19 protein-coding genes are annotated in these 20,748 nt (G+C 64.7%); 7 read left to right on the forward strand and 12 right to left on the reverse strand.

What is annotated here, in order from left to right:
• The 7 genes from tmk (at position 1) to CK489_RS28230 (ending at position 6,759) form a co-directional block, all read left to right on the forward strand.
• The gene (gene tmk, locus CK489_RS28200; protein WP_095734545.1) at positions 1-687 is read left to right on the forward strand and encodes a dTMP kinase; all 687 of its coding nucleotides are present in this window, start codon (positions 1-3) and stop codon (positions 685-687) included.
• Positions 684-1,724 (forward strand): DNA polymerase III subunit delta', encoded by a 1,041-nt coding sequence (locus tag CK489_RS28205; RefSeq protein WP_095734546.1) that lies wholly within the window; start codon positions 684-686, stop codon positions 1,722-1,724. Before tmk ends, CK489_RS28205 begins: the two co-directional genes overlap by 4 nt.
• 89 nt (positions 1,725-1,813) lie before the next feature.
• Complete coding sequence (gene metG / locus CK489_RS28210) at positions 1,814-3,787, forward strand: methionine--tRNA ligase (RefSeq protein WP_095734547.1); 1,974 nt, start codon at positions 1,814-1,816, stop codon at positions 3,785-3,787.
• 14 nt (positions 3,788-3,801) lie between these two features.
• Positions 3,802-4,593, forward strand: a complete 792-nt coding sequence (locus CK489_RS28215) for a TatD family hydrolase (RefSeq protein WP_095734682.1) — start codon at positions 3,802-3,804, stop codon at positions 4,591-4,593.
• The gene (locus CK489_RS28220) at positions 4,590-5,396 is read left to right on the forward strand and encodes an MBL fold metallo-hydrolase (RefSeq protein WP_050626502.1); all 807 of its coding nucleotides are present in this window, start codon (positions 4,590-4,592) and stop codon (positions 5,394-5,396) included. The genes CK489_RS28215 and CK489_RS28220 overlap by 4 nt, the downstream gene beginning before the upstream one ends.
• 153 nt (positions 5,397-5,549) lie before the next feature.
• Positions 5,550-6,308: a nitroreductase family protein gene (locus tag CK489_RS28225; RefSeq protein ID WP_095734548.1), complete on the forward strand. Its 759-nt coding sequence runs from the start codon at positions 5,550-5,552 to the stop codon at positions 6,306-6,308.
• Positions 6,289-6,759, forward strand: coding sequence for a MarR family winged helix-turn-helix transcriptional regulator (locus CK489_RS28230; RefSeq protein WP_095734549.1), 471 nt, complete (start codon positions 6,289-6,291; stop codon positions 6,757-6,759). Before CK489_RS28225 ends, CK489_RS28230 begins: the two co-directional genes overlap by 20 nt.
• A 12-nt stretch (positions 6,760-6,771) precedes the next feature.
• Here the strand turns inward: CK489_RS28230 and CK489_RS28235 are convergent, their stop codons facing one another.
• The 12 genes from CK489_RS28235 to CK489_RS28290 form a co-directional block, all read right to left on the reverse strand.
• On the reverse strand, positions 6,772-8,421 hold the full coding sequence (locus CK489_RS28235; protein ID WP_050626499.1) for an acyl-CoA synthetase: 1,650 nt from the start codon (positions 8,419-8,421) through the stop codon (positions 6,772-6,774).
• Between the two features lie 25 nt (positions 8,422-8,446).
• Entirely contained in the window at positions 8,447-10,333 is a 1,887-nt protein-coding gene (locus CK489_RS28240; protein ID WP_050626498.1) for a TRAP transporter large permease, read from the reverse strand.
• 37 nt (positions 10,334-10,370) lie between these two features.
• Positions 10,371-11,390 (reverse strand): TRAP transporter substrate-binding protein, encoded by a 1,020-nt coding sequence (locus tag CK489_RS28245; RefSeq protein ID WP_050626497.1) that lies wholly within the window; start codon positions 11,388-11,390, stop codon positions 10,371-10,373.
• Positions 11,391-11,742: 352 nt separating this feature from the next.
• A complete protein-coding gene (locus CK489_RS28250; protein WP_095734550.1) occupies positions 11,743-12,828 on the reverse strand; it encodes a YihY/virulence factor BrkB family protein in 1,086 nt (361 codons plus the stop codon).
• 2 nt (positions 12,829-12,830) lie between these two features.
• Complete coding sequence (locus tag CK489_RS28255) at positions 12,831-13,334, reverse strand: hypothetical protein (RefSeq protein WP_095734683.1); 504 nt, start codon at positions 13,332-13,334, stop codon at positions 12,831-12,833.
• A gap of 67 nt (positions 13,335-13,401) precedes the next feature.
• Positions 13,402-14,220 carry a mechanosensitive ion channel family protein gene (locus CK489_RS28260; protein ID WP_050626494.1) on the reverse strand — a complete coding sequence of 273 codons (819 nt, stop codon included), beginning with the start codon at positions 14,218-14,220 and terminating at the stop codon, positions 13,402-13,404.
• Positions 14,221-14,321: 101 nt separating this feature from the next.
• Positions 14,322-14,765 carry a hypothetical protein gene (locus CK489_RS28265; protein WP_245350515.1) on the reverse strand — a complete coding sequence of 148 codons (444 nt, stop codon included), beginning with the start codon at positions 14,763-14,765 and terminating at the stop codon, positions 14,322-14,324.
• Between the two features lie 4 nt (positions 14,766-14,769).
• A complete protein-coding gene (locus tag CK489_RS28270; RefSeq protein ID WP_095734685.1) occupies positions 14,770-14,991 on the reverse strand; it encodes a hypothetical protein in 222 nt (73 codons plus the stop codon).
• A gap of 33 nt (positions 14,992-15,024) precedes the next feature.
• Positions 15,025-15,777, reverse strand: a complete 753-nt coding sequence (locus CK489_RS28275) for a hypothetical protein (RefSeq protein ID WP_349626951.1) — start codon at positions 15,775-15,777, stop codon at positions 15,025-15,027.
• A 470-nt stretch (positions 15,778-16,247) separates the two neighbouring features.
• The gene (locus CK489_RS28280; RefSeq protein WP_095734552.1) at positions 16,248-16,448 is read right to left on the reverse strand and encodes a hypothetical protein; all 201 of its coding nucleotides are present in this window, start codon (positions 16,446-16,448) and stop codon (positions 16,248-16,250) included.
• Positions 16,449-16,573: 125 nt separating this feature from the next.
• The gene (locus CK489_RS28285; RefSeq protein ID WP_198961039.1) at positions 16,574-17,308 is read right to left on the reverse strand and encodes a Crp/Fnr family transcriptional regulator; all 735 of its coding nucleotides are present in this window, start codon (positions 17,306-17,308) and stop codon (positions 16,574-16,576) included.
• Positions 17,309-17,321: 13 nt separating this feature from the next.
• Positions 17,322-20,492 (reverse strand): CheR family methyltransferase, encoded by a 3,171-nt coding sequence (locus tag CK489_RS28290; protein WP_095734554.1) that lies wholly within the window; start codon positions 20,490-20,492, stop codon positions 17,322-17,324.
• Positions 20,493-20,748 lie beyond the last annotated feature (256 nt).

The following is a 20,748-nucleotide window of genomic DNA, read 5'->3' on the forward strand; positions in this document are numbered from 1 at the left end:
ATGGCGGAAGCAGCAGTCCAACGGCCGAGCTTGCGCGGTCGCTTCATCACCTTTGAAGGCGGCGAGGGCTCGGGGAAATCGACCCAGATCCGCAAGCTCGCTGAGCGGCTCGACACCGCCAAGCTGCGCGCGATCGTGACCCGCGAGCCCGGCGGCTCGCCGGGCGCGGAGATCATCCGTCACCTCGTGCTGTCCGGAATGGGCAAGCTGCTCGGGCCGGAGGCCGAGACGCTGCTGTTTGCCGCGGCGCGCGACGACCACGTCCGCACCGTGATCCTGCCGGCGCTCAACCAGGGCATCTGGGTGCTGTGCGACCGCTTCTTCGATTCCACGCGCGCCTATCAGGGCCAGCTCGGGCAGGTGTCGCCCGAACTGGTCAATGCGATGCAGCGTGTCACCATCGGCGATCTCGAGCCCGATCTGACCTTCATCCTCGATGTTCCGGTCGAGGTCGGACTGCAACGCGCCGCCGCGCGCCGCGGCACCGCCACGGCCGACCGCTTCGAGGCCGAAGGCATCAAGTTCCATCAGGATTTGCGCGACGCGTACCGCCGGATAGCGGCCGAAGACCCCGAGCGCTGCGTCCTGATCGACGCCACGCCCGATCCGGACACGGTCACAGCCACGATATGGGCCGCGCTGCGCGAGCATCTGCGCGCAACGCTCACGGCGGACAGTCCGGCATGAGCGCGCGCAAGGTCGAACAGGAGAGCATTGCCCGCCATCCGCGCGAAACGTCCGATCTGTTCGGGCATCGCGAGGCTGAGGCCGCCTTGCTCGATGCCTATCGCAGCGGGCGGATTCCGCATGCCTGGCTGATCGGCGGCGCGCAGGGGATCGGCAAGGCGACACTGGCCTACCGCATGGCCCGCTTCGTGCTGGCGTTCCGCAATCCGAAATCGTCTCAGGTTCAGGCGGCGCCGACGCTGCGGGTCGATCCCTCCGATCCGGTGGCGCGGCAGATCACGGCGGGCGCCCATGGCGGGCTGCTGGTGCTGGAGCGCGGCCTCAACGACCGCGGCGTGATGCGCACCGTGATCACCGTCGACGAGACGCGCGAGACCATCTCGTTTTTCGGCTCGACGGCTGCGGTCGACGGCTGGCGCGTCTGCATCGTCGACACCGTCGACGAGCTCAATCCCAACGCCGCGAACGCGCTGCTGAAGATCCTCGAGGAGCCGCCGCAGCAGTCGCTGTTCCTCCTGGTCAGTCACGCGCCGTCGCGGGTGCTGCCGACGATCCTGTCCCGCTGCCGCAAATTGCTGCTGCGGCCCCTGGAGACGGACGACGTGGTGCGCGCGGCCGCAGCCGCGACCGACATTGCAGCGGACGATCCTGCGTTGCTCGAGGTCGCGGCGGCATCCGAGGGCAGCGTCGGGCGGGCGCTGTCGCTGCTCGGCGGCGACGCACTCAAGCTGCAACAACGTACGGCCGCGTTGCTGGCAACGCTACCGAGCGTCGATCCGCGCGAGCTGCATGCGCTGGGCGACGCGCTCGGCACCAGCGACCGCGTCGCGCTCGCCGCCTTCATCGACGGCATCGATCGCTGGATGAGCGAGCGCATGCGAACCGGCGACGCCAACGCCAATTTGCCGCGCCTTGCACGGCTGGCGGAGGTATGGGAAAAGATCGTCCGCGCCGCGCGCGATACCGAAGCCTACAATCTGGAGCGCAAGCCGCTGGTTTTCTCGGTGTTTTCGATGCTCGCTGACGCGACCCGATAGACGTCAAGTCTCAAAACACATCTGTCCGACAACACATCCATCTGACAAAGCTCCCGACAAACTCGTTTCGATCTGCAAAGGATTCCGTGGTGGCGACCGCTAAGAAGAAATCGTCGAAGAAGGCCAAGAAGACGAAGAAGGCATCGCCCGCCCGCGCGACCAGCAAGGCCACGGCGAAGTCACGCGCGGCCAAGAAGGGCGGGCGCGTCACCAAGGCGACGAAGAAGGCCGGCAAGGCCAAGAAGCCGGGAGCCAGGAAGGCAGCCAAAAAGACCGTGAAGAATGCTGCGAAGAAGACGGCCAAGAAAACGGTCACGGTCAAGAAAGCTGCCGCGAAGGCCACCAAGACCGCGCCGAAGAAGGCCGCCGCAGCGGCCGTCGCACCGGCTGCAAAGAAGCCCGCTGTGCCGAAGGCTCCGACCGCCGAGAAGGCGCCGAGACCGGCAGCGGTTCGCGCGCCGAAGCCACCCAGGCCGGCCGCGGCAGCACCTGTATCCGCCCCCGTCGCGGCGCCGGCCGCAGGCCGCGGCAACGTCTACTACATCACGACCGCGATCGCGTACCCCAACGGCCAGCCGCATATCGGCCACGCCTATGAGGCGATCGCGACTGACGCGCTGGCGCGCTTCCAGCGGCTCGACGGCAAGGATGTGTTCTTCCTGACCGGCACCGACGAGCACGGCCAGAAGATGATCCAGACCGCGCAGGGCGAGGGCCTGACGCCGCACGCGCTCGCCACCCGCAACGCTGCGCGCTTCAAGGAGATGGACGAGCGGCTCAACGTCTCGTTCGACCGCTTCATCCGCACCTCCGAACCCGCGCACCACAAGTCGGTGCAGGAAATCTGGCGCCGCATGCAGGACAACGGCGACATCTATATCGACGCCTATGCCGGCTGGTACTCGGTGCGCGACGAGGCCTATTACGCCGAGGATGAGACCACAGTCGGCGAGGACAATGTCCGCCGCGGCCCGCAGGGCACGCCGGTCGAGTGGGTCGAGGAGAAGAGCTATTTCTTCAAGCTCTCGGCCTACCAGGACAAGCTCCTGCACCTCTATGAGAGCCAGCCCGATTTCATCGGGCCGGATTCCCGCCGCAACGAGGTCATGAGCTTCGTGCGGGGCGGGCTGAAGGACCTCTCGATCTCGCGCACCACGTTCGACTGGGGCGTCAAGGTCCCCAACGATCCAGAGCACGTGATGTATGTCTGGGTCGACGCGCTGACCAACTACATCACCGGCGTCGGCTATCCCGACCAGAGCGACAAGCATTGGCGCTACTGGCCGGCCGACGTGCACATCATCGGCAAGGACATCATCCGCTTCCACGCGGTGTACTGGCCGGCCTTCCTGATGTCGGCCGGCATTACTCTGCAGAAGCGCGTCTATGCCCACGGCTTCCTGTTCAACAGGGGCGAGAAGATGTCGAAGTCGGTCGGCAACGTGGTCGATCCGTTCAATCTCGCCAATCAGTACGGCGTCGACCAGGTGCGCTATTTCTTCCTGCGCGAGGTGCCGTTCGGCCAGGACGGTAACTACAACCACGAGGCCATCGTCGCGCGCATCAATGCCGACCTCGCCAATGATTTCGGCAATCTGGCGCAGCGTTCGCTATCGATGATCGCCAAGCAGCTCGGCGGCGTGCTGCCGGAGCCGGGCGAGTTCAGCGACAACGACAAGGCGATCCTGTCGCAGGCCGACGCCATGCTGGAGACGTCGCGGACCGCGATGGCCACGCAGCAGATCCATCAATGGCTCAACACGGTGTGGGCCGTGGTCGCCGAGGCCAACCGCTACTTTGCCGGCGAGGCGCCGTGGGCGCTGGCCAAGACCGATCCGGCGCGCCAGAAGACGGTGCTCTACGTCACCGCCGAAGTCGTGCGCCAGATCGCGATCATGGCGCAGGCCGTGATGCCCGAGTCCTGCGGCAAGATGCTCGACAGCCTCGGGATAGCAGCGGATGCCCGCAACTTCACGGCGATCGCGGAGCGGATCAAGCCGGGCACGGCGCTGCCGGCACCGGTCGGCGTGTTTCCGCGCTACGTGGAACCGAAGACCGAATGAGCGGTTCGAAATTCATGCTGGTCGACAGTCACTGCCACCTCGATTTCCCTGATTTCGCCGACGATCTCGACGGGATCGTCGGACGCGCCGAGGCGGCCGGCATCGGCCGCATGGTGACGATCTCGACCCGGGTGAAGCGGCTCGGCGGCCTGCTTGCGATCACGGAGCGCTTTCCGGACGTCTACTGTTCGGTCGGCACCCATCCGCATCATGCCGATGAAGAGGACGGCATTCCGGCAACCGAGCTGATCGAGCTGACCAAACACCCGAAGGTCGTGGCGCTCGGCGAGGCGGGGCTGGATTACTTCTATGAGCACGGCTCGCGCGAGGCGCAGGAGCGCGGCTTTCGCGCGCACGTCGCCGCGGCGCGCGAAACCGGCCTGCCGCTCGTGATCCACACACGTGAGGCCGACGAGGATTGCGGCCGCATCCTCGAGGATGAGGTCGCGAAGGGGCCGTTCAAGGCGGTCCTGCACTGCTACACCGGCGGCCGCGAGCTCGCGATGAAGGCGATTGCGCTCGGGCTGTCGATCTCCTTCACGGGCATCCTGACCTTCAAGAAGTCCGAAGCCCTGCGCGCGCTGGCGGCCGAGCTGCCGGCCGATCGCATCATGGTCGAGACCGATGCGCCGTATCTCGCGCCCGGCAAATATCGCGGCAAGCGCAACGAGCCATCTTATGTTGTCGAGGTCGCCAAGGTGCTCGCCGAAACTCGCGGCGTCTCGCTGGAGGAGATCTCGCAGCAGACCACCGAGAACTTCTTCCGACTGTTCTCCAAGGTGCCGGCGCCGAAGGTTGCTGCATGACACTGACACTGACCATCCTGGGCTGCGGTTCTTCCGCCGGCGTGCCGCGCCCGGCGCTCGGTTGGGGCGCCTGCGATCCCAACAATCCCAAGAACCGCCGCCGCCGCTGCTCGATCATGGCCGAGCGCACCATGGAGCACGGCACCACGCGGGTCGTGATCGACACCGCGCCCGATCTGCGCGAGCAGTTGATCGACGCCGACGTCGAGCATATCGACGCGGTGTTCCTGACCCATGAGCATGCCGACCAGACCCATGGCATCGACGATCTGCGTTCGGTCGTGCTGCACCAGCGGCGCCGCATCCCGGTCTACTTCAACCAGTCGACCGCCAAGGACATCATGGCGCGGTTCTCCTATTGCTTCATCTCGCCGGAGGGCAGCGACTATCCGCCGATCCTGACCCGGCATTCGATCGAGGCCGGCGAGAGCCATACGGTCACGGGGAAGGGTGGTCCGCTGAAGCTCGAGGCCTTCCTGGTGCAGCACGGCCGGATTCCGGCGCTCGGCTACCGCATCGGCGATGCTGCCTACACGCCCGACCTGCACGACATTCCCGAGGAGAGCTGGCCGGCCCTGCAAGGCCTCGATCTCTGGATCGTCGACGGCCTGCGCTATGCGCCGCATCCCAGCCATTTCAGCGTTGCGGACGCGCTGTCGTGGATCGAGCGCTTCAAGCCGAAGCGCGCCGTCATCACCAACATGCATTCCGACCTCGACTACGAGGTGCTGCGGCAGAGCCTGCCGGCCGGCGTGATCCCGGCCTATGACGGCATGCGGCTGACGCTCGACCGGGCGGGCTGAAAACTCAAATCGTGCTGAGCCAGCTGAACCCGCGTGTCGATCAGACGCGCGCGGTTCCACCCGTCGCGGTGAGCGCCCGATACCCGCCATCGGGCATTGACCTTTTGCGCGCCTTCGATATCGTTATGATCATAACAATATCGGGAGGCTCCAATGGCCGAGGCTATGGTTGCGCGCGATTACACGGACCGCACGCGATACGACGCGCTGATGGATGTCGTGAAAAACCGGCTGACCACACGCGCCTTCGATTCCAGCTACGTGATGCCATCAGAGCATTACGACATGATCCTGGAGGCCGCCCGGCACGCCCCATCGGGCGCCAATGCGCAGCCCTGGCATTTCATCGTGGTCACTGACCAGGACCTCAAGAACAGGATCACGGAGTATTTCCGCGAGGAGCAGGTCGCGCGCGCCCGGCTCAAGATGAAGTTTCCGACGCCGGATTATCGAGGTCTCGCGTCGGCTCCCGGCTTCATCGTCGTCGCCAGCGACTTCCGCTGGGTCAAGGCGTTTCCGGTGCTGAACGACGGCTCCGCGCTCGACACGATGTACAAGCAGAATGCCGAGCGCATTCTGCTGCAGAGCGTGGCGGCGGCGACGATGTCGGCGCATTTCGCGGCCGCCGCCCTCGGCTATAATGTCTGGTGGGTGACCGCGATCGGGCAGGAGAAGGCGCAGCAGGCGATGAAGCCGCTGCTCGGCATTCCCGATGAATTATCCGTGCTCGACATCATGTGCTTCGGGCCGCCGGCGAAGCCGCCCTACAAGCGCTGGAAGAAGAGCCTCTCCGACATCAGCAACCGGAACAGGTTCGATGATCAGCATTTCATGACCGAAGCCGACATCGACGAATGGGTTTCGACCACGCGCCACAAGGTGATGTACCGGGATGCCGAGAACGTCGACTAAGGCAGAGGCGGCGCCAGCCAGGCGGCTCGCGACGGACTACAGGCTGGAGGACCAGGTCGGCTTCCTGCTGCGCAAGGCCTATCAGCGCGCGTCGTCCAACCTGGTGGAGCGGATCGGCTCCTTCGATCTGACGGCGCCGCAATATGCGACGCTGGCCCGGCTCTATGAGCGCGGGGCGCTGTCGCAGAACCTGCTGGGACGCCTGGTCGCCATGGAGCCCGCCAATATCCGCGACGTCGTGCTGCGGCTGAAGAAGCGTCGGCTGGTTGCGACCCGGCGCGATCCGACCGACAAGCGGCTGATCCTGATCGACCTGACCACGGCCGGCACAGCGCTGGTCCAGCAATTGATCCCGATCGAGATCGCATGCACCGCGACGACGCTGGCGCCGCTCAAGTCCGATCAGAAGAAGCTCCTGTACGACCTGCTCGGCCGCCTCGCGGAGGGCTGAGCGTCGCGCAGCTCAGGCCGAAATCGCCTTGGCCGAGCCGACCTCGTTGCGCAGCAGGAATTTCTGGATCTTGCCTGTGGAAGTCTTCGGGATCGCCCCGAACACGACAGACTTCGGCGTCTTGAAGCCCGACATATGTTCGCGGCAATAGGCGATGATCTCGGCCTCGGTCGCGTTGGCGCCGTCCTTCAGCTCGATGAAGGCGCAGGGCACTTCGCCCCATTTCGGATCGGGCTTGGCGACAACAGCCGCGAACAGCACGGCCGGGTGCTTGTAGAGGATGTCCTCGACCTCGACCGAGGAGACGTTCTCGCCGCCGGAGATGATGATGTCCTTGGAGCGGTCCTTGATGATGACATAGCCGTGCTCGTCGAGCACGCCGAGATCGCCGGTGTGAAACCAGCCGCCGGCGAAGGCTTCCTGCGTTGCCTTCTCATTCTTCAGATAACCCTTCATCACGATGTTGCCGCGGAACATGACCTCGCCGATGGTCTCGCCGTCGCGCGGCACCTCGCGCATGGTCTCGGGATCCAGCACCGTGACGCCTTCCTGCAGCGGATAGGAGACGCCCTGACGCCGCTTCAACTGCGCACGCGCATCGGCCGACAGTTCGTCCCAGCCGGGCTGCTCGGCGCAGACCGAGGCGGGACCATAGACTTCCGTCAGCCCGTAGACATGGGTCAGCTTGATGCCGATGCGCTCGGCGCCTTCGAGCACCGCGACCGGCGGCGCCGCGCCCGCGATCAAGCCAATGACCGGCTTCGCCTTGCCGCCCTTCGGCGCATCAGGCGCGTTGATCAGCGTGTTGTAGACGATCGGCGCGCCGCACATGTGGGTGACGCCGTGCTGCGGGATCAGCTCGAAGATCTTGGCCGGATCGACCTTGCGCAGACAGACATTGACGCCGGCAGTCGCCGCGATGGTCCAGGGGAAGCACCAGCCGTTGCAGTGAAACATCGGCAGCGTCCAGAGATAGACCGGATGCTGGCCGAGATTGCCGGCGAGGATGTTGCTGACCGCGTTGAGATAGGCGCCGCGATGATGCGTCACCACGCCCTTCGGGTTGCCCGTCGTGCCCGACGTATAGCTCAGTGCGATTGCATCCCATTCGTCGGCAGGCGGCCGCTCCACGAAGGACGCGTCACCTTGCGCGACCGCCGCCTCGTATTCGATCTCGCCGATCCGCTTGCCGCCACTGAACGCGGCATCATCGACGTCGATCACGAACGGCTTTGCGCCCTTCATCTGGCTCAGCGCTTCCGCGATGACGTGGCAAAATTCGGGGTCGACGAGAATGATCTTGGCCCCGCCATGGTCGAGCTGGAACGCGATCGACGCCGCGTCGAGGCGGATGTTGAGCGCATTGAGTACCGCGCCGGTCATCGGCACCGCGAAATGCAGCTCGTTCATCGCCGGGATGTTCGGCAGCATCGCCGCGACCGTGTCGCCATGGCCGATGCCGCGGCCTGCGAGATAGGACGCGAAGCGCTTGCAGCGCTCGTAGGTCTGTTTCCAGGTGAAGCTGCGGCCCTCATAGACCGCGCTGATGTGGTCGGGATATACGGCCGCCGAGCGCGCCAGGAAGCTCAGGGGCGTCAGCGGCACGTAGTTGGCCGGCGTCTTGTCCAGCCCGATCGAGTACTGGTTTTGAGCTGCACTCATGGCTCTATCCGATCCGCAAGGTGCTTTAAAGGAAACCGATCGATATCCAGGGGAACATGGCGACGATGATCAGGCCGATCAACAGCGCCAGCATGTAGCCCCAGATCGGCCGGATACCCTCGGCCGGATCGACGCGCCCGATGGCGCAGGCGGCATAATAGCCGACGCCGAACGGCGGCGCGAACAGCCCGATGCCCATCGCCAGGATGATGATCATGGCGTAGTGCACCTCGTGGACGCCGACCTGGTGTGCAATCGGAAACAGCAGCGGCCCGAACAGCACGATCGCCGGGATGCCCTCGAGCACGCTGCCGAGGATCACGAAGGCCAGGATCGAGACCGCGATGAAGGTCGCCGAGCCACCGGGCAGCCCGGTCATCGACGCCGCCAGCGCCCGCGAGAAGCCGGACTGGGTCAGGCCCCAGGCCATCCCGGTCGCGGTCCCGATGATGAACAGGATCGCGCCCGACAGGCACGCCGTCTCGATCAGCATCGGCAACAGCCGCCGCCAGCTGAACTTGCGGTAGATCAGGAGGCCGATGACGAAGGCGTAGACGATGCCGATGGTCGAGACCTCGGTGGCCGTGGCGATGCCTTCGACCACGGCGTAGCGGATTACGAAGGGCAGGGCCAATGCGGGCAGGGCGAACACGAACGCCTTGCCGATCTCGCTGCCGGTGGCGCGCTGGACGTGGCTGCGGTCCTCGCCGCGGTAGCGCCACCACACCAGCCCCGACAACGTGATCGCCAGCACGACGCCCGGCAGCAGGCCGCCGGTGAACAGCGCCGAGATCGAGACGCCGGTGACCGAACCGATGGTGATCAGCACCAGGCTCGGCGGAATGGTTTCGGTCTGGGCGCCGGTGGCGGCGAGCAGGGCGACCAGATCGCCCGGCTTGGCGCCGCGCTGCTTCATTTCCGGGAACAGCACCGGTGCGACCGCCGCCATGTCGGCGGCCTTCGATCCGGAGATGCCTGACACCAGGTACATGGCGCCGACCAGCACGTAATGCAGGCCGCCACGGACATGCCCGAGCAGGCTCGCCAGGAATGCGACCATCGCGCGCGCCATGCCGGTCATCTCGATCAGCAGACCAAGGAAGACGAACAGCGGCACCGACAGCAGGATCAGGTGGCTCATGCCCTCGTCCATCCGGCCGACCAGCACCATCAGCGGTGTCCGCGTCGTCAGCGCCAGATAGCCGAAGATCGCCATGCCGAAGGCAAAGCCGATCGGCACCCCCGCGAACACGCAGAAGCCGACCACGCCAACGAAGAAGATGATCAGATTGAGGTTGCCGAGCGGCCGCAGCAGCGGCTGCGCCAGCCAGAACACGGCGATCAACGCGACCACGGTCAGCGCCGCCAGCAGGAAGGTCTTGATGTTGCCGACCCGCGCCAGCCGCAGCAGCGCGAACAGCGCCATCAGGCAGGTGCCGACCGGCAGCGCCGCCGCGCGCCAGGTGTTGGAGATCTGCAGCGCCGGCGTGGTGATGAAGCTTTCCTCGTAGGCGTATTCGTAGGCCGGCCGCAGGATCAGGATCAGGAACGCCAGCGCGGCGCAGGTCGCGACCACGTCGAGATAGGCCCACAGCCGCGGCCCGGCGCTCGCGACCAGCGCCGTCATCCGCATGTGCTCGCCGCGGCGGAACGCCACCGCCGATCCAAGCATTGCGAGCCACAGGAACAGGATCGACGCCAGTTCGTCGGACCAGATCAGCGGCGCATGCAGCACGTAACGCGACACCACGCCGGCGAACAGGATCACGACCTCGGCGACGACGAGGATCGCCGCCGGGATCTCCACCAGCCATCCGAGCGCCGCCTCGATGGAACCGAGAACAGAGCGGCGGCGAGGGGGCTGTGACGCCGCCTCGCCGGCCACGGCCGGCGTCATCTCGACATGAGCCATAGCAAATCTCCCGCTGGCAAGCCTCCCGCTTGATCGATCAGGACAGTTTGCCGACGGACTTCTCGAGCAGATCCCAGGCCTTCTCGCCGTACTTGCCCTTCCACTCGGCGTAGAAGCCGGCGGCGCGCAGCTTGTCGCGGAACGGCCCGACTTCCGGCTGGTTGAACACCAGGCCCTTGCCGGCCAGTTCCTGCTTCACGGTGGCGTTGAGCTTCTCGGTGTCCTCGCGCTCCTTGACGGCGGCCGCGTTGACGTTCTTGGCGACGATGGTCTTGATATCATCAGGCAGAGCCGCCCAGGCCCGGCGGTTCATCAGGAACCAGAAGCCGTCCCACATGTGGTTGGTCATCGAGCAGTATTTCTGCACCTCGTAGAGCTTCGCAGCCGAGATCAGCGCCAGCGGGTTTTCCTGGCCCTCGACGATCTTGGTCTGCAGCGCCGAATAGACCTCGCTGAAATTGATCGAGGCGGGCGACGCATCGAACGCCTTGAACATCGAGGTCCACAGCGGCGACACCGGCACGCGGATCTTGAAGCCCTTGAGATCGTCAGGACCGTTGATCGGCTTGGTCGACGAGGTGGTCTGGCGGAAGCCGTTGTCCCAGATCTTGTCCATGACCTCGAGGCCGGCCTTGTTGATCTCGCCGCGCACATAGGCGCCGAGCTCGCCATCCATGGCCTTCCAGACCGTGGGATAGTCAGGGAATGCGAAGCCGATACCGTTGATCGAGGCCGCCGGCACCAAGGTCGCCAGGATCAGGCCTGACAGCGTGAAGAACTCGACGCCGCCGGAACGCACCTGGCTCAGCATGTCGGTATCGGAACCGAGCTGGCTGTTCGGGAACACCTGCAGGTCAAACCGGCCGTTGGTCTCGGTCTTGATCGCCGCGGCCATCTCCCGGGCGCGCGCCACGAACGGGTGCGACTCCGGCAGGTTGTTGGCGAACTTGTAGGAGAACTCGGCCGACTGGGCGCGCGCCACATACGGCGCGCCAATTCCGCCCAGGACGGCGGAAGCGGCGGAGACCTTCAGCAGCGTGCGTCGTGAAAAGCTCATTGGTGTTGCTCCCTCGAGAGGCTTGTTGTTGTTCTGAGATGCCATCCTATACGGACCTGATGCCGCGGGGTCACCAGCGATCTCTGCACAGCTGGGGCTTATTGCAGCGTCCGTACGCCGCGGCAATATCGGCTTTCTGACGAGACGATCGCGATGCGGTCCGGACCGGCTGGATCGCCAGTCGGGACAGGCCTGGACAGACCTCGTGCTGCGGTCAGGTGCGAAGATTTCCCACTAAATATCTGATCTAATTGTAGATATAAATATTCCATAATATACCTTATGCGAATTACGGATACAGGTATCCGGGGCGCTTGACGCTGTGCTGCGCTTTTGTCGAACGGCCTCCTTGCTAGGAAGCCCTGCCGACGGTATCGGCCATTCTTGCGCCGCGTGCCCCGAGTGGCTTGCGGCGCCCCGCTGTGGAATCGATTGCTGTCTGATGCTCGATCTCCGAATTCAATTCGGCCCCGCACAGCACGATGATCGCGGACATCCACATCCAGGTCATCAAGCCAATGGCGGCGCCCAGCGAGCCGTAGGTCGCACTGTAATTGCCGAAGTTCGCAAGGTACCAGGACAGCAGCGACGAACAGATCAGCCACAGCACAGCTGCCGCGATGGCGCCGACGCTCAGCCATTGCCAGCGCGGCTCGGTTCGGCTTGGGCCATAGCGGTAGAGCACCGCAAGCGCGACCAGCAGCAGGAGCAACAGGATGGGCCACCGACCGAACCGGACAATGAGTTCGGCACCAATCCCGAGGCCAAGCTGCTGCAGCAGAAGCGGAACGAGGACCACTGCCCCGACCATCAGCATGATCGAGATGAGGGCTGCGATCGTGAACGAGAGCGACATCAGATTGAGCTTGATGAAGCCGCGCTTTTCCTTCTCCTCGTACACGACATTGAGCGCGTCGAAGACCGCCTTCATGCCGGCATTGGCGCTCCAGATTGCGATCAGCAGGCCGATCCCAAAGGTCAGTCCGAGCGTGGAGCTACCCTTCGCGAGCACCCGGGCGACCTGGTCCTGGACGACGGCGAACGAGCCTTCCGGCAGCATCAGCGCGAGGCTCTGCAGATTGGACGAGATCGTCGACGGATCCGCGAACAGCCCGTAGCTCGAGACCAGCGCGGTGATGGCCGGAAAGATCGCCAGCAGACCGTAGAACACGACGCCGGCGGCGGTCGCCAGCAGCCGGTCCTCGTCGATCTGCTGATACGTGCGCAGCAGAACGTCCTTCCAGCCGGCGGCCGGAATCTGCAGCGGCGTCTCAGCCAGCCGTCCGCGATCCTGCGTTTCTGCGACTGCGGGAGCGGCGCCCTGCTCCCGTTCGACCGGCGGCTCGGATCGGCATACGTGTCGATAGATCGCCAGCGTCGCCAGTGCCGTTGCGCCGGCAAGCATCAGGTCGTCGGACCAACTGGAGCGCGGAGCCATCGCTACTCCTGGATCGCGTCCGGCCGACGCCTGAACCGCGTTGCGGCAAACCAGCCGACCAACAGCAGAGCAGCTCCGGCGGCCAGCGCCTGAGTGGTGGTATCGGCGCTCGTCCCTGCCGCCGACCGGGAGGTCGCGATCAGGCGTGCCGCGACGGGCACTGCAATGGCTCGCTTGAGCATCGCGGCCTGCCGGCTCGGGCGCGGCACGGCCGGCGCGGGACGCGCGAGCAGCACGCGGCCCGCGACCAGCCCCACCAGCCCAAGTAACAGAAACGCGCCGCCGACTACGGCGTATGCGATCCAGATGCCGTAACGCACTTCGAGCGCGTGGAAGCCGGCCGCAACGCCTATCCCGATCGCAACCAGAAGCGACATTGCGCCCACCAGCATGAAGGCGCATGCCAGCGCGTAGCCGGTCATCACCTGCCCGATCCATTGCCGCAGGTCTGCAAGATAGGAGCGGAAGATCAGGCTCAGCGAAGACGAACGGGTATGGGCGCTCATGGGACTTTCCGTGGCGATATCCATTGCGGATCGGCATCCGACAACCCGGCAGGATCACCGACGTTCCCTACCCGGCCGCGCGTGACGGCTCGGGCCGTGTGGCGCTTGCGTCAGCAAGCATCGTGCTGACGAGGTCCATGAGCCGCTGCTTCACCGCGTCGGCGTCGGCTGGCTTGGCTTTGGCGCTGACGGTCAGCTCGACGATGGGATGTACGGCATCGGAGATGTCGACTACCTTGGAGACATGCACTTCGGGCGCGGGCCGCGGCTCGATCCGGGAATCCTGGCGCAGCTGCGTCAGAATCTGTTCGCCGATGCGCTCGATCGGTCGCCCCGCGCGGACAGGGAACGATACCTTCACCTCACCGGTGCCGGGATAGGTGCTGTGATTAATGATGGCGCTGCCCCACACCGAACCGTTAGGCAGCAGGATCTGGGTGTTGTCGCCCGTAATCAGCTCCGTCATGAACAGCGACAGAGCCTGTACCTTGCCGGCCTTTCCGGCGACCTCGACCTCATCGCCGATCCGGAACGGCCTGAACAACAGCAGCATCACGCCGGCGGCGAGGTTTGACAGCGTCCCCTGCAAGGCCAGCCCGATGGCCAGAGACGTCGCGCCGAGCACCGCAACCAGGCTTGCCGTCTGAATGCCGAACAGCTGCAGCACGGCGATACCGACCACCGCGAGCACTGCATAGCGGGCAAGGCTCGACAGGAACACCGTGACCAGAGCGTCGACCCGATGCGTTGCCGTAAGCACACGCGATACGAAGCGCTGCGCGATCCCCGAGGCATACCATCCGAGAACCAGAAGCAGGATCGCAAAGACGGCATTGAGACCGTAAAGGACCAGTGTCGCCTTCAGTGTTTCGAGATTGAGCACCATCTGCCCTCCATTTGGCGAAGCCGACCGGCGCGGCCGCCGCAACAAGCCAAACGCACCGGAGAAAATCGCGTTCCCGGTGGCTTGGCCGGCGGGCCGAATGCCTAGTCGGCTGGGCCGAAGCCGGCACGCGGCGGGAGGGAGCTAGGAAAAGGTTGCGCCACCATGAGTGTCACGCGCTCGTTGGTCTCCAACGCGATCTTCTGCGCGAGCATCACGTCGCCTGGCACCAGCGCGCCGACAGGCCGGAAGCACCACCCCAGCACAACGCGATCCCGACCGTCCATCTCGTAAACGTTGGTCGATGTCCCGTAGCAAATCCGGTAGCGCTTGCCGGAGTCGGAGCCGACGACGTCGAAACGCCTGTATTTCTCGAATTGCAACCGCTGCTCCGGGGAGAGCCACGCGGACAACAACGCGATCCCGCGTGCTTCGATCTTCTCATAGGCATTCCAGCGATCGCGGATCGCACCCAAGGTCGCGTACGACGTGCCGGCGGCGCGCCGAAGCGTCGACAGTAAGGACACGTCACGCAGACGGCCCATCATGAGATCAGCCGCCGACCAGCCTGGGATAGAACAGGGTCTCGTCCGCGGTCGGATCCAGCGTGCGGATCAGCGCCGCTTCGCCGGACGATCTTCGTACGGCCGCGGTGTAACCGTCCGCCGTCAGCTCATTGAAGTGCGCGTTTGCCCAAGCCAGTTGTTCGCTGTCGTTCGGATCGAAATGCTGCCTCGTATCGCCGGTGTGGTCCATGACTAAGAGCACTGCCATCATTGTCTCCCGTGAAGCACATTCATCACTACATCACGCCACCGGCACGACCGTCCTCGGCGTGCCACCCATCCACTCCGGCAGCCTCGCGCCATCGCGATGCCGGCCGCCCGCGCAGGCGGCGGCCCAAGAGGCGACCGCGCCGAACAGCAGAGCCGCCGCAATCGAGAACGCCAGGATCACCGCGCTTCGCCGCGACCGCGCGATTGCAGTCCGGGCATCGCCGATCACGGTGTCGACGCGCTTTTCGGCTTCCGTGGCGGCAAGCCCCGTCGACGCTGCAACTTGCTGTATCAGATAGCTGCGGTCCTCATTGCTGACGCCGCTGTGGCCGGAACTGGTCAACAGGATGCGCCCTGCTTCCGCGCGCTCATAGCCGATATCGATATTATCGATATTGGCCGGATGCCGGAGCGACCGGTACAGATGGTCGAGCTCGGCGCTTAGGAGCGGCTCCGCGGCCGTCGCAGAGGGGCGGCTCTGGACCACTGGGCGTGTGGCCGGCGGGCTGATCAGCGCCACCAGCGCCACCCCCAAAATGACGGCGATCGCCCAGGACGTCAGGCCATGCAGTCCATCGCTGCCCTCGATCATATCAGACGGTGTCGCACCGATGATGCGATGCACGCGGCCGGCAATGTAGCCGCCGATACCAAAGCTCACCAGCGCCTGCAAGATCAGGTACAGTCCGGACAGCAGCGCGAGCGCGGCCGATGCGTCACGCCATGACGGTGAGCTCGAACTCACGCCCAAACCGACTGCCGCGCCAAAGCCGACCAGGATCACCGACAGCGCCGTTGCGACCAGAGCTCCGGCAAACACCGGGCTCCATTGCATCCGAACGCCGATCCTGTGGTCGGCGGACACGGCAAGCCCTCGCTCGTTGTCCATGGCGCGCCTACCGGAGTCCGAAGAACGACAGTATCGCGAGAATGACGACGATCAGTCCCACCAGATAGATCAGTTGGTTCATACGAGCTTCGTCCGCTCAAACTCGTCCTGACAATCTGGCCGGGAAGTCAAAGTTCCTAGTCGAATGCAGCGGACGCCGCGCGGAAATCGAGACCCGCGAGCAGAGGTGCTGCCTTATGTGGTGAGAACAAGGAGTTCGTCTCGTTTCGAGTCGCCGCGGAGGTCGGTCAAAAAATATGGCCCCGCCGCGGCGAGGCCTGCCATGAACACCAGCTCAGCTACAGACCGCACAAACATCCGGGCGGAGCAGCAACCGGAAAACGTAGCGCCATCGCTGCGGAGCCTCAGCGCCACATGCTCGGTGCGGTGCGCAACGCGGCATGGCCGGCGCTCCTGAGCTCGTCGATCGACGAGCGCCCTTCGCGCATCGCTAGCAGCAGTCCCGACGCCACACTCGTCCGCCGCGTCGTGTCGGATTGCGGCAGGTCCCCACAGACCTCATCCAGCACTGCGCGAAGCATCGCCGCCGTCTCACCGTCAAGCATGGTGTCCTCCCCCTGCCTCGTGAACCTGCAGCGATCGTAACGTGAGACCGTGCGGCGCGACTTCACCTATGTTAAACGCCGTCCGGAATTCGACCGGCGCGCGGCAGATGTCGCAAACGGATGCGCTAGCCGCGCCGCTTGGTGTGCAGGTAGTCGGGCGAAAACAACGCCGTGTCCTTGAGGACTTTCAGGTCGTGGATCGTTAGCATCCGATCGCGCAACATGATCAGGCCGGAGGCCCGCAACTCCTGCAACGTCCTGTTGACATGGACCACGGAAAGGCCGGTGGCATCGCCCAGATCCATCTGCGTGACCGGAAACGGGCAGGAATCCTCATCGATCATGCCGACCGGGAGCAACCGCTCGTAGAGTTCGCATAACAGGTGCGCGACCCGCTCCAGCGCGTTTCGCCGGCCGATATTGACCGTCCACTCACGCTGGATCGCGCTGTTCACCATGGTTTCACACCACATGGCCTCTGCCAGCGACCGGTCGCTCGCAAGTAGCTGCTCGAACGCGGCGCGCCTGATATCGGCATAGACAACCGGGGTCAGCGTGCCGATCGAGTGATCCATCACTGAGAGCAGATAGACGCTGGCATCGCAGCTATCGCCCGGCAGTACGAAATTGACGATCTGCCGGCGGCCGTCCTCCAGCGTCTTGTAACGGCACAGCCAGCCCGACAGCACGATCTTTACGCTGTCGATCGGATCGCCTTCGTTGGCAATGTCTTCGCCAGCACGGGCGCGTTGCAGCCCGTCCTGGATCGCCCGCTGGAGCAGCGCGATTCCCTGCTCGGACAATTGGCGAAGGGCGTTGAGCCGCCGGATCACCGGCAGCGCCAGATTCCCCTCGGGCATAGAGGAATGCACCCTAGCTCCCCATGCTCGGCGTGTGGACCGTCCGCGAGCTCACCGGAATGGCCACCGTGCAGCGGAGCCCTAATGGATTGAAATCGAGCGTGGACTTGGCCTTGAATTCGAACGCCAGGGTCCGCTCCAACAGCTCCGATCCGAATCCCCTGCGGCGCGGCGGTGACACGACGGGCCCGCCCCGCTCCCGCCACTCGAACAGCAATTGCAGCGGCTCCGCTGCGTCGTCGATGCGCCACGCAACCTCGATTTGCCCGGCCGGATTGCTCAACGCGCCATACTTCAAGGCGTTCGTCGCGAGCTCATGGATAGCCAGCGCGAACGTCTCCGCCGTCTTGGGCTGCAGCCGGATCCTGGGACCGGAGACCGTGACTTGCTCGCCCTCCTTTGCGTGGTAGGCCAAAAGCTCCTCGACCACGAGGTATTCGAGGTCAACCCCGCTTTCCGGATCGCGGGTCACCAGCGACTGGGTCCTCGCAAAGGCGTTAAGACGGCCATCGAGATGGGATGCATAGTCCTCGACGTTCGCGCTGGTCTCGGCCGAGCGGCGAGCGATCGAGCGGACCACGCCTAGCGTGTTGCGAACGCGGTGTTGCAGTTCGGAAAGCAGCAGCCGCTGCCGCTCCTCGGCCCGCGTGATCGCGGTGACGTCGATGAAGGTGATCACGACGCCGGCGATGAAATTGTCGATGCTCCGGTAAGGCAGGATGCGCACGATGTAGCGCGTGCCGCTGTCGGGCGCGGTCAGCTCGCGTTCGGCGCTCGCCAGCGTCCGCAGCACACGCCGGACATCATCGTAGAGCTCCTCAATCGGGATGCGCGCCTTGATATGCCCGATCGGGCGGCCGACATCGGTCTCGACCAGATGCAGCAACTGGGTGATCGCCGGCGTGAAGTTCATCACCTTCAGATCGTTGTCCAGGAATACTGTCGCGATCTGGGTGCTCTCGAGGAAGTTCTTCAGGTCGCTGGTGGCGCGCGTCAGTTCCTGTACGCGATGCGCCAGCTCGCCGTTGACGGTAGTCAACTCCTCATTGACCGACTGCAATTCCTCGCGCGAAGTTTCCAATTCCTCGTTGGCGGATTGCAGCTCCTCATTGAGCGACTGGTATTCCTCGTTGGAGGACTTCAGCTCCTCGTTGGTGCTTTCGAGCTCCTCGATTGTCGCCTGCAGACGCTCGCGGGTGGCCCGCAGCTCGCTCTCCAGCCGCTCGACATGCTCAGTCCGGACCAGAACGTTGGGATTATTATCGGCGTGCTCGACCGGGCGGATCGGCCCATCCTTGAACAGCACGACAAAATTGCGGTGACCTGCCGGCCCGTCCGGAATCGGCTCGACCGCAATATCGACCAGCACGCGATGGCCGTTGACGCCGAGTTGCACCTGCTCGGCGTGTGCGGGTTCATTGGTCTCCGCGGCACGGCTGAGCGTGGTGCGCAGTTCGAGCCGGAGATCGCGATGCACGAGTTGCAGCAGATCGAGCGTCGCAGTGCCTGCGGTCGGCTCGATATAGCGGCCGGTACGGCCGGAGAAATGCAGGATGTGAAAACTGTCGTCGGTGATGACATAGGCCGGCGCATAACGCTCGGCGAGGCGCTGGGCGCGGCGCTCGAGGCCGATGTCGGGGCCGATGGCCCGGACCGGCGGGATGTCGACGGAGGCCCGCCCGGCCGCCGTCCTGATCGGGAATTCCGGCGGTAGCCGCGTCCCGGTCTCGAGCTTCTTGAAGATGCGCGCGCGGCGATCCACCGGCGCGAACAGCTTCGGATGCCGCGTGACGTTCTCCGAATTGCCAAGAAACAGGAAGCGGTCCGGCAGTAGCGCAAAATGGAACAGCGGGATGACGCGGTTCTGCAGCTCCCCGTTGAGATAGATCAGCAGGTTGCGGCAGGAGACCAGATCAAGCTTGGAGAACGGCGCATCCTTGATGACGTTATGCTGCGAGAAGATGCACATCTCGCGCAGCTCCTTGACCACGCAATAGGTATCGCCCTCGCGCACGAACCAGCGCGCCAATCGCTCCGGCGTCATGTCGTTTTCGATGCTGGTGCGGTAGCGGCCGACCCGCGCGGTGGCGAGTGCACGGCCGTCGATGTCGGTCGCGAAGATCTGCACCTGCGGCACCGAGTCCAGTCCGGCCATGTGCTCGCGCAGCAGGATGCCGATCGAATAGGCCTCCTCTCCCGTGGCGCAGCCGAGCACCCAGACGCGCACCTGCTGGCCTGCCCCCTTGCCCTCGAAGATATTCGGTATGACCTGGGTTTCCAGGACATCGAACTCCTTCTTATCGCGGAAGAACTCCGTCACGCCGATCAGGAGGTCGTTGAAGAGGTGCTGCGCCTCGTCCTTGTCGTTGCGCAGGAAATCGACATAGCCGGAGATATCGTCGATCTGCACCACCTGCATACGGCGCTGGACGCGACGCAGGAAGGTGTTCTGCTTATAGCCGTGGAAATCGTTGCCGGTCTTTTTGCGCAGAATGTCCGCGATGCGCGCCAGCGAAGTGGCGGCCGCTGCCAGCACCTCATCAAAACCCTGCTTCTCCTCGAGGCGGCGCAGGTGGCGGGCATAGACGTCGATATGCTCGGGAATATCCTCGGGCGGCAGTACAAAGTCGGCGATCGCGATCGCCGAATTGCCTTCCTTGTGCGGATCGGGCGAATCGTCACCGATCCGTTCGGCAATCGTCAGGCCGCCGTGATCCTTCAGGGTCGCGACGCCGAGCGTGCCATCGCCGCCGGTGCCGGCGAGAACCACGCCGATCGATTGCTCGGCACGCTCCTCCGCCAGCGAGACCAGGAAGCTGTCGATGGTCGCCCGCTCGCCCCGCGCCTGTTCTGCGCGCCGGACCGCGAAACGGTCGCCATGAATCGTGGTGAGCATGTCGGACGGGCAAAGGTGAATCGTGCCCCCTTCCACGCGCTGGCCGTCGCTGATCTCGGACAGTTTCGCTCCGTCCGATCGCTGAAGCGCCTTGCGCAGCCGGCCATCCTCGATGGCATCCCGGTATTGCAACACGAGCACCATGGCCTGGTCGGGGTTCAGCCTCAGCTTCGAGAAGAACCGTTCGATGCTATCGAGGGCGGCGGCGGACGCGCCCACACCTACGATCAGCGGCGCCTTGGACTGGCGCTCTTCGTCTCCACCCTTGGGTTCGCCAACGTCATCCATGGTTGCAGCGGCTCTCATTCTACTGCCGGCGTCTCGCCCGCGTCTTTTGATAGCAGAGTTTAGTCCTATCCCAATGGGATAAATGGAGATTCTCCGACATCTCCGGAACCTCAAGGCCCGGGCCAGACGCCCCCGGAGAGCTCGCGGCCCTGATCAGGCGCGCGGACCAGGCAACCGCCGATGCCCGTCGCTGATCGGCGAAAACGGCGCCGGCGCACCCTCCAGCAGTTTGACCACATGTTCCGGGCAGACCGGC

Source organism: Bradyrhizobium sp. UFLA03-84 (genome assembly GCF_002289535.1).
GTDB classification, from domain to species: domain Bacteria; phylum Pseudomonadota; class Alphaproteobacteria; order Rhizobiales; family Xanthobacteraceae; genus Bradyrhizobium; species Bradyrhizobium viridifuturi.